The organism is Actinomadura sp. NPDC048032 (genome assembly GCF_040653175.1).
In the GTDB taxonomy this organism is placed as follows: domain Bacteria; phylum Actinomycetota; class Actinomycetes; order Streptosporangiales; family Streptosporangiaceae; genus Spirillospora; species Spirillospora verrucosospora.
In genome coordinates this window covers 1-9900 of the sequence record NZ_JBEZJP010000316.1, presented here as the reverse complement: position 1 = coordinate 9900, position 9900 = coordinate 1, and the positions used below count along the sequence as shown (strand labels likewise).

General features: G+C 72.4%; 6 protein-coding genes. 2 read left to right on the top strand and 4 right to left on the bottom strand.

Features of this window, described 5'->3' with window-relative positions:
- Positions 1-137: 137 nt before the first annotated feature.
- Genes AB0C69_RS30645 through AB0C69_RS30635 form a run of 3 tightly spaced genes read right to left on the bottom strand, consistent with a single transcriptional unit; the run spans position 138 to position 3179 of the window.
- The gene (locus AB0C69_RS30645) at positions 138-506 is read right to left on the bottom strand and encodes an ATP-binding protein (RefSeq protein ID WP_345171798.1); all 369 of its coding nucleotides are present in this window, start codon (positions 504-506) and stop codon (positions 138-140) included.
- Positions 507-550: 44 nt separating this feature from the next.
- Positions 551-877, bottom strand: a complete 327-nt coding sequence (locus AB0C69_RS30640; RefSeq protein WP_345171796.1) for an STAS domain-containing protein — start codon at positions 875-877, stop codon at positions 551-553.
- A gap of 43 nt (positions 878-920) precedes the next feature.
- The gene (locus AB0C69_RS30635; protein WP_360358534.1) at positions 921-3179 is read right to left on the bottom strand and encodes a SpoIIE family protein phosphatase; all 2259 of its coding nucleotides are present in this window, start codon (positions 3177-3179) and stop codon (positions 921-923) included.
- A 327-nt stretch (positions 3180-3506) separates the two neighbouring features.
- Here AB0C69_RS30635 and AB0C69_RS30630 point away from each other — a divergent pair, with 327 nt between their 5' ends.
- Together AB0C69_RS30630 and AB0C69_RS30625 are read left to right on the top strand one after the other, a co-directional pair.
- Positions 3507-7748, top strand: a complete 4242-nt coding sequence (locus tag AB0C69_RS30630) for a HAMP domain-containing protein (protein ID WP_360358533.1) — start codon at positions 3507-3509, stop codon at positions 7746-7748.
- 71 nt (positions 7749-7819) lie between these two features.
- The gene (locus tag AB0C69_RS30625; RefSeq protein ID WP_360358532.1) at positions 7820-8476 is read left to right on the top strand and encodes a response regulator; all 657 of its coding nucleotides are present in this window, start codon (positions 7820-7822) and stop codon (positions 8474-8476) included.
- 27 nt (positions 8477-8503) lie between these two features.
- On the opposite strand, the gene gltX is transcribed toward AB0C69_RS30625, so the two are convergent.
- Positions 8504-9886 carry a glutamate--tRNA ligase gene (gltX, locus tag AB0C69_RS30620; RefSeq protein WP_360358535.1) on the bottom strand — a complete coding sequence of 461 codons (1383 nt, stop codon included), beginning with the start codon at positions 9884-9886 and terminating at the stop codon, positions 8504-8506.
- Positions 9887-9900: the final 14 nt, after the last annotated feature.

Here is a 9900-nt window from a genome sequence, read left to right as displayed (position 1 = left end):
GCGGCGGGGACCATGACGCCGAGGTCGATGACGTCGTAGTTGTTGCAGCCGAGGACGACGCCGACGATGTTCTTGCCGATGTCGTGCACGTCGCCGGACGTCGGCTGCCGGCTACAGCCGTGTCAGAGGTCGACCTGTCAGATGTCGACCTCGGCCCACACGACCTTTCCGCCGGTCACCGGGTCGGCGCCCCAGGAGTTGGCGAAGCGGTCGACGATGAACAGGCCGCGGTGCGACTCGTCCAGGGGGCCGGGCACGGTCAGCCGGGGCAGCTGGGACGCGCGGTCGCGGACCTCGACGCGGATCCGGCCGCTGCCGCGCAGCAGCCGCAGCTCCAGGGCCGTCCCGGCGTGCCGGACGGCGTTGGCGACGAGCTCGGCCACGATCGCCGTGACGAGCTCCTCACGGTCCATGAGCGCCCAGGTGCGCATGGTGCGGGCCGCGAGTCGCCTGGCGTACTCGACCGCCTCGGTCTGGGGCGCCGCGCGCAGCGTGGTCTCGGTCATCGGGTCGGTCACTCCGCCCGCTCGCCGTTCTTCATCGTGTCCCTTCACCGCCCATCGGCCGGAGCCTCCTCCACCGGATCCTCCATGAGGAAGCGGTCGAGCCCCGTCGTGCGCAGCACGTTCTCGACGCGGCCGTAGGCCCCGGTGACGGTGAGCGTGGCGTTCTGCGCACGCGCGTGCTTGTACGCGCGGACGAGGACGTTCAGGCCGGAGGAGTCACAGAAGTCGACCGCCGCGAGGTCGACGACGACCGACCGCTCGCCCGCGTCCACGAGCTCGGTCAGCCGAGCGCGCAGCTCGTCGGAGGAGTGCAGGTCTATCGAGCCGCGCGCGGCGATCGTCGCACGGCCTTCCTGTCGTGTCGTGTGCAAGGCAAGCCCCACGCCACCCCACCTTACCGATTGTTGGTCTCCATCATGACGCCCGCAGAACGATGAGGGCAACGTCGTCGTTCGACGGCTCCGGGCCGAAGTCGCGGACGGCGCGCTGGATGCGCGCCGCCACCGCCCCGGCGCTCAGACCGGTGCAGCCTGCGAGAAGCCGCTCCAGGCCGTGCCCGTCGCCGAGCAGCCGGTTGCCGGAGCGCCGCTCGGTGACGCCGTCGGTCACGCAGAGCAGTACCTCTCCGCGCCGCAGCTCGACGGTGTCGGTGGTGAACTCCACGCCGTCGAAGACGCCCAGCAGCGGCTGGGGCGAGGCGGCCTCGCGGACGCCGCCCTCGGGATCGAGCACCAGCGGGGGCGGGTGCCCCGCGCTCGTCAGTTTGATCGTCACGCCGTCGCGGCGCCGGCGGGCCGCGATCTCGCCGTGCAGCAGGGTGAGCAGCCGCCCGCGCTCGCCCTCGCCGAGGATGAGCCGGTTGAGCCGGGCGAGGACGGCCGGGACGGACAGGTCCTCGGCGGCGAGGATGCGCAGCGCGTGCCGGGCCAGGCCGGTGACGGCGGCGGCCTCGGGGCCGGTGCCGCACACGTCGCCGATGGCGAACCGCCAGCGGGTCGCGGGGGCCGCGCCGCCGGGCCGGCGGCCGCTCGCGAAGACGTCGTAGAAGTCGCCGCCGACCTCGCTGCCCTCCCCGGCGGGCTCGTAGACCACCGCCACCTCCAGGCCGGGGATCTCGGGGATGCCGGGCGGCAGGAGGCTGCGCTGCAGGGCGCTGCTCATGGCGGTCTGGGCGGAGAACAGGCGCGCGTTGTCGACGGCGAGGGCGGCGCGGCGGCTCAGCTCCTCGGCCAGCTCGATCGCGCTGCGGGGGAAGCGGTCGCCGGCCGGGCGGCCGATCACGATGGTGCCGATGCGCCGGCCGCGGGCGATCAGGGGGAAGGCGTAGACCTGGTCGGTGGCGGTGTCGCCGGCGGCGGCCCGGACCTCCCCGGGCGCGGCGGCGAGCCCGTTCCAGGGCCCGGGGGCGTCGGTGGGCGGGGCGGCGCCCGCGTGTTCGAGCAGGTCGCGCAGGCCGTCGGAGCGCTCCTCGTCGGCGTGCCACACGTAGGCGAGCCGGTCGGGCTCGGCCTCGGTGACGGTGTAGACGGCGCACCAGGTGGCCAGGCGCGGCACGACGAGCTGGGCGACCAGCGCCATCGTGCGCTCCTGGTCGAGGGTGCCAGCGAGCAGGTCGCTGGCCTCGGCGACGAAGCTCAGCCAGCCGCGCCAGGATCGTTCCAACTCGCCGACCCTGGCCTTCTCCAGGGAGAGCGACATCTCGTCGGCGAGCCGGCCGAGGCGGGCGCCGTCGGCCTCGCCGAAGCGGCCGGACAGGGACGAGACGGCGACGATCAGGCCTGTCAGGCGGCCCTGCGACTCCAGCGGGGCGGCGGCCAGCGAGGAGGCCCGCAGCGCCGCCGCGATCGGGTCGGAGGCGTCCGCGGCGACCCAGGCGGAGCCGGCGCGGGCGGCGGGGGTGAGGGAGGAGACCGACAGCTCGCCGAGCGGCATCTCGGCGGCGGTCCCGGCCGCCGAGCCCATGATCAGCCGTCCGTCGCGTTCGGTCAGCAGGACGGCGGCGCCCTCGGCGCCGAGGAGCTCCCGCGCGGCGGCGACGCCGTCCTCCATGGCCTCCACGGCCGCCGGAGAGCGCAGGAGCCGGTCGCCGGCCGCGGGGATCTCGCCCGTGCCGCCCGCGAGCCGGCCCTCCCGGGCCTGCCCGCCGGCGCCGGGCCCCTCGCGCGCCTGCTCGGCCGCGTCGCGGGCCCGGGCGGGGAGTTCGTCCCGCAGGGAGCCGGTTCCGGCGATGTCGGCGGTGAAAGCGGCCTCCGCGCCCTCCGCGGCCGCGCCCTCGGCCGGCACCGCGGCACCGGCGGCGCCGGGACGGGGCAGGCGGAACCAGACGCCCTTGGTGCGGCGGTCGTAGGAGACGCCCCAGGAGTCGGCGAGGCGGGCGATGGACGGCAGGCCGCGCCCGCTGGAGGCGGTGACGCCCGGCATCTCGATGCCCCGGGTGGGGTGGCGGTCGCGGACCTCGATCTCGACGTTCCCGCCCGCCAGGCGGCAGGAGACCTCGAACGAGGTCCCCGCGTAGGCGATCGCGTTGGTGGCGAGCTCGCTCGTCGCGAGGACGGCGTCGTCGGCCACCTCGTCCAGACCCCAGTCGGCCAGCACCTTGCGGACGAACCGGCGCGCGTCCGCCACCGCCGCCGCGGCGGACGGGAAGGTGGCCGTCGCCGTCTGCCGATCCAACTGTCGTCCCTCGTTCGAAGCGTTTTCTACCCGGGCCTGGCTATCGTGGCAGACTGCTCGGCCGCCCGGCACCGAGAGCCGCGAACCCGCCCCGGAACGCGTCCGGCCTGGGCCTTCACGATCCCGCCACAACACGACAGACCGTAACACGAAGGCTACGAGAGAGGACGCGCCCCCGGTCCCGCCCGGGCGGCGGAACCACGCGGAAGAAAGTCCGCCGCCGCGCGGCGACGTAGAGTACAGGTGCGGCCGATGAGGCCCCTAGAGCAGCCAGGAGTCCGTGGTATCCGGATAACCGACGAATCGCGGGCCAGGAGGATGAAGAGCATGCCGCGTACCGCGTCACGTGCCCGCCCGAGCGGCGGGTACCGCGACACCACCCCGCGTTACAGCGACGCGGACCTCGAACCGCTCCTGAAGGCGCTGGTCGCCGTCCGGGACGGCAAGGCGAGGTCGGAGCTGGACGTGCCGGGCGAGGGGGCCGTGGCGGAGGCCGCCGCCGTCCTGGAGGAGATCCGGGAGAACGGCATGGAGCTGGCCTCGGGCCTGAGCCGCGTCCGGAAGGAGATCGGCCGGGAGGGCCAGCTGCGGGGACGCCTGACGCCGGGGACGCTGCGGGGCACCTGGGCGGGCGCCGTGGAGGACGCGAACGCGATCATCGACAAGCTCACCGACCTCGCCACCGGGATGAGCCAGGTGGTGGAGGCGGTCGCGGCCGGCGACCTCAGCCAGCGGGTGGAGCTGCGGGTGCGCGGCAGGCCGATGCGCGGTGAGCTGCTGCGCATGGCCAGGTCGGTCAACGGCATGGTCGAGCTGCTCGACCAGTTCACCTGGGAGGTCACCCAGTTCGCCCGCGAGGTGGGCACCGAGGGGCGGCTCGGCGGCCAGGCGCCCGCCCGCGGCATGACCGGCCGCTGGCGGGACGTGACCGCGTCGGTGAACGTGATGGCGTCGCGGCTGACCTCGCAGGTCCGCGACATCGCCGAGGTCACCACGGCGGTGGCGCGCGGCGACCTGACCCGCAAGGTCACGGTCGAGGCGACCGGTGAGCTGCAGGAGCTGAAGCTCACCGTGAACACGATGGTCGACCAGCTGTCGGCGTTCGCCGGCGAGGTCACCCGCGTGGCGCGCGAGGTCGGCACGGAGGGCCAGCTGGGCGGCCAGGCGAACGTGCCGGGCGTCAGCGGCGTCTGGAAGAACCTGACCGACAACGTCAACGCGATGGCGAACAACCTGACCTACCAGGTCCGCAACATCGCCCAGGTCACCACCGCCGTCGCCGAGGGCGACCTCGGCAAGAAGATCACCGTCGACGCCCAGGGCGAGATCCTGCAGCTCAAGAACACCGTGAACACCATGGTCGACACCCTCTCGGCCTTCGCCGACGAGGTCACCCGCGTGGCCCGCGAGGTCGGCACCGAGGGGCGCCTCGGCGGCCAGGCCCGGGTCCCCGGCGTGAGCGGCGTGTGGAAGGACCTGACCAACAACGTCAACGGCATGGCGTCCAACCTGACCTACCAGGTCCGCAACATCGCCCAGGTCACCACCGCCGTCGCCGAGGGCGACCTCGGCAAGAAGATCACCGTCGACGCCCAGGGCGAGATCCTGGAGCTCAAGGACACCGTGAACGCGATGGTCGACACGCTGTCGGCCTTCGCCTCCGAGGTCACCCGCGTCGCGCGCGAGGTCGGCACGGAGGGGCGGCTCGGCGGCCAGGCGATCGTGCCCGGCGCGGGCGGGGTCTGGCTCGACCTGACCGACAACGTCAACTCGATGGCGAACAACCTCACCAACCAGGTGCGCGGCATCGCGCAGGTCACCACGGCGGTGGCGCAGGGCGACCTGACCCGCAAGATCGAGGTCGACGCGCAGGGCGAGATCCTCCAGCTGAAGACCACCCTCAACACGATGGTCGACACGCTGTCGGCGTTCGCCGACGAGGTCAGCCGCGTGGCCCGCGAGGTCGGCACCGAGGGCCGCCTCGGCGGCCAGGCCCGGGTGCCCGGCGCGGGCGGCATGTGGAAGGACCTGACCGACAACGTCAACGGCATGGCGTCCAACCTGACCTACCAGGTCCGCAACATCGCGCAGGTCGCGACCGCGGTCGCGCACGGCGACCTGACGCGGCGCATCGACGTGGACGCCCAGGGCGAGATCCTCGAACTGAAGACCACGCTGAACACGATGGTCGACACGCTGTCGTCGTTCGCCTCCGAGGTCACCCGCGTGGCGCGGGAGGTCGGCATCGAAGGCCGTCTCGGCGGTCAGGCGGAGGTCGAGGGCGTCTCGGGCACGTGGAAGCGGCTCACCGAGAGCGTCAACGAGCTGGCCGGCAACCTCACCACCCAGGTCCGCGCGATCGGGGAGGTCGCGAGCGCGGTCGCCACCGGCGACCTGACCCGGACGATCACCGTCGAGGCGCGCGGCGAGGTCGCCGAGCTGAGCGACAACGTCAACCTGATGGTCGCGACGCTGCGCGAGACGACCCGCGCCAACGAGGAGCAGGACTGGCTCAAGACCAACCTGGCCCGGATCGGCGGGCTCATGCAGGGCCACCGCGACCTCCAGCAGGTCGCCGACCTGATCATGCGTGAGCTGACGCCGACCGCCAGCGCCCAGTACGGCGCGTTCTACCTGGCCGAGAGCGCGGGCGAGGACACCGACCTCGTCCTGATCGCCGGGTACGGGACGCGGCGGCACCGCGGCGGGGCGGTCCGGTTCGGTCTCGGCGAGGGCCTCGTCGGGCAGGCGGCGCAGGAGCGCCGGCCGCTGCTGATCGCCGACGCCCCCGCCGACTACGTCAAGATCGGATCGGGTCTCGGCGAGGCGTCCCCGGTCAACATCATCGTGCTGCCGATCGTGTTCGAGGACGAGGTGCTCGGCGCGATCGAGCTCGCCTCGTTCGGCCGGTTCACCGACGTCCACCTGGCGTTCTTCAGTCAGCTGATCGAGACGATCGGGGTCACGCTCAACGCGATCCGGGCCAACACCCGCACCGAGGCGCTGCTCGGCGAGTCGCAGCGGCTCGCGCAGGAGCTGCAGGAGCGCTCGGACGAGCTGCAGCGCCAGCAGGGCGAGCTCCGGCACTCCAATACCGAGCTGGAGGAGAAGGCGGCGCTGCTGGCCCAGCAGAACCGCGCGATCGAGATCCAGAACTTCCAGATCGAGCAGGCCAGGCGGACGCTGGAGGAGCGCGCCGAGCAGCTCGCGATCTCCTCCCGGTACAAGTCGGAGTTCCTGGCGAACATGTCGCACGAGCTGCGCACGCCGCTGAACAGCCTGCTGGTGCTGGCCAAGCTGCTGTCGGAGAACCAGGACGGCAACCTCACCGACAAGCAGGTGGAGTTCGCCCGGACGATCCACGAGTCCGGCACCGACCTGCTAGAGCTGATCAACGACATCCTGGACCTGGCGAAGGTCGAGGCCGGGAAGATGGAGGCGCATCCGCAGCGGCTGTCGGTGTCGGCGCTGGTCGACTACGTCGACGCCACGTTCCGCCCGCTGTCGGTCGACAAGGGCCTGCAGTTCGGGGTGGAGGTCGCGCCGGACGTCCCGGCCGCCCTCAACACCGACGAGCAGCGGCTCCAGCAGGTGCTGCGGAACCTGCTGTCGAACGCGGTGAAGTTCACCGCCGAGGGCGAGGTGCGGCTGCTGATCGAGCGGGCCGGCGACATCGACTTCACGCTGCCCGCGCTGTGGAACACCCCCGACGTGATCGCGTTCCGTGTGATCGACACCGGGATCGGCGTGAGCGCCGACAAGCTCCAGGAGATCTTCGAGCCGTTCCAGCAGGCGGACGGGACCACGAGCCGCCGCTACGGCGGCACCGGGCTCGGCCTGTCGATCAGCCGGAACATCGCGCGGCTGCTGGGCGGGGAGATCCACGCCGAGAGCCAGCCGGGCCGCGGCAGCGTGTTCACGCTCTACCTGCCCGCCCAGTACAGCGACCGTAACGGCCGGCGCCGCTCGGCGCTGCCGGACGAGGCGGTCGCCGCGGGGGCGGAGGCCGCGCCCGGGGCGATCTCCGCCGGCCCGCAGGGCAACGGCGGCGCCGGGGGGCCGGCCGCGGAGGGCGCGCTGCCGGTGGAGCAGCGCCCGCCCGGCGCGCAGCGCGCCGGCAAGTCCGAGCAGGCGCTGAACGGGATGCTGCAGGAGCCGCCCACGGACTTCCTCGACACCGTCCTGTCGGGCCGCAAGGTCCTGATCGTCGACGACGACGTGCGGAACGTGTTCGCGCTCACCAGCGTCCTGGAGGGCTACGGCATGGAGGTCCTCTACGCCGAGGACGGGCAGGCCGGGATCGACGTCCTGCACCGCAACCCCGACGTGGCGGTCGTGCTGATGGACATCATGATGCCGGGCCTGGACGGTTACGCCACCACGGCCGCGATCAGGGAGATGCCGCAGTTCGCCGAGTTGCCGATCATCGTCATCACGGCCAAGGTGATGAAGGAGGACCGGGAGAAGAGCCTTGCCTCGGGCGCGTCGGACTACGTGCCGAAGCCCGTGGACGTGGACCATCTTCTTGACGTCATGAGGAACTGGCTGCAGCCCTCCATCGTCCGCTGAGGAGAGGAGCCGGACAGTAGGGTCGCCGTGGGGGTGCGGCGCTGGCGGGGACCGGGATCGGAGAGACGCGCGTGGACGACAAGGCCAAGATCCTGCTCGTGGACGACCGCGAGGAGAACCTGATCGCGCTGGAGGCCATCCTCAGCTCGCTCGATCAGGACCTGGTCCGGGCGCGGTCCGGTGAGGACGCGCTGAAGGCGCTGCTCACCGAGGAGTACGCGGTCATCCTGCTGGACGTCGTCATGCCGGGCATGGACGGGTTCGAGACGGCCCGCGACATCAAGCGCCGCAAGAAGACCCGCGACCTGCCGATCATCTTCCTCACGGCGGTGAACAGCGACCCCGACTACGCCTTCCGCGGATACGCGGCGGGCGCGGTCGACTTCATCTCCAAGCCGTTCGACCCGTGGGTGCTGCGCGCCAAGGTCTCGGTGTTCGTGGAGCTGCACAACAAGAACAAGCAGCTCCGCGACCAGACGGCGCTGCTGCGCGAGCAGGCCGCCCTGCTGAGGGACCAGACGGCCCTGCTCAAGGCGCGGCCCGCGGAGGCGCCGCAGGAGGCGCCCCCCGACCGTGCCGCGGGCGACCGGCTGGCCTCGGTGGAGGAGCAGGCGGAGGTGCTCGGCAAGCACCTCCCCGCCACGCTGCGCGACGAGTACGAGGAGCTCAGCCACAGGCTCATGCTCCTCCGCGAGGCCCTGGACGGGCAGGCGCCCACCGCGGACTGACCGCTTCGCGGCCCGCCGCGGGGGCGGCTAGGCGCCGGCCTCCAGCCGGGCGCGGGCGGCGGCGATGCGGGCGAGGGTGCGGTCGCGGCCCAGGATCTCCAGTGACTCGAACAGCGGCAGCCCCACGGTGCGGCCGGTGACGGCGACGCGGACGGGCGCCTGGGTCTTGCCGAGCTTGAGCCCGTGTTCGGCGCCGACCCGCTCCAGCCGGTCCTTCAGCTCGGCGGCGTTCCACGGCGCGTCCTGGTAGGCGGCCTCGGCGGCGGCGAGGATCGCGGCGGCGGGCTCCTTCATGGCCTTGTTCCAGGACTGCTCGTCGGACGGCGGCTCGTCCAGGAACGCGAAGTCGATCATCTGGACGATCTCCGACAGCAGCGCGACGCGGGTCTGCGCGAGCGGAGCCAGCTCGGCGAACACCGCGACGTCGACGTCGAAGGGCGCCTCCTGCAGGAACGGCAGGCACTCGGCGATGAACTTCTCGGGCGCCAGGGCCCGGATGTACTCGCCGTTGATCGCGCGGAGCTTCTTGACGTCGAAGAACGCGGGCGAGGTGTTGACGTCCTCGATGCGGAACTCGTCGACCATCACGTCCCAGGGGACGATCTCGCGGTCGTCGGACGGCGCCCAGCCGAGGAGCATCAGGTAGTTGCGCATGGCCTCGGCGAGGTAGCCCTCGGCGCGGTAGTCCTCCAGGGCGACCTTGTCGCGGCGCTTGGACAGCTTCTGCCGCTTCTCGTTGACGATGACGGGCACGTGCGCCCACACCGGGGGCTCCGCGCCGAGCGCCTCCCACAGCAGCTGCTGCTTGGGCGCGTTGGACAGGTGCTCCTCGCCGCGCACCACGTGGGTGATGCCCTGGCTCATGTCGTCGACCGCGTTGGCCAGCAGGAACGTGACGGACCCGTCGGCGCGGGCGATGACGAAGTCCTCAAGGACGGCGTTGTCGAAGACCGGCTTGCCGCGCAGCAGGTCGACGACGGTGGTCTGCCCCTCGTCGGGGGTGCGGAACCGGAGGGCGCGTCCGGGGCCCGCCTCCAGGCCGCGGTCGCGGCAGAAGCCGTCGTAGCCCTTGTGCTGGTCGCCGGTCCGGGCGATGACGGCCTCGCGGGAGCAGTCGCAGTAGTAGGCGCGCCCGGCGTCCTTCAGCGTGTGGACGGCCTCGGCGTGCTTGTCGGCGTTGGCGGACTGGAAGTAGGGGCCTTCGTACTGCCCGCCGTCCATCCCGAGCCACGCCAGGGCGCGGATGATGCCCTCGGTCCATTCGGGGCTGTTGCGGGAGGCGTCGGTGTCCTCGATCCGCAGCACGAGCGTCCCGCCCGACTGGGCGGCCATCGCCCAGTTGAACAGCGCCGAACGGGCGCCGCCGACATGGAACATGCCGGTCGGTGACGGGGCGAAACGTACGCGGATCGAAGAGGTCGAAG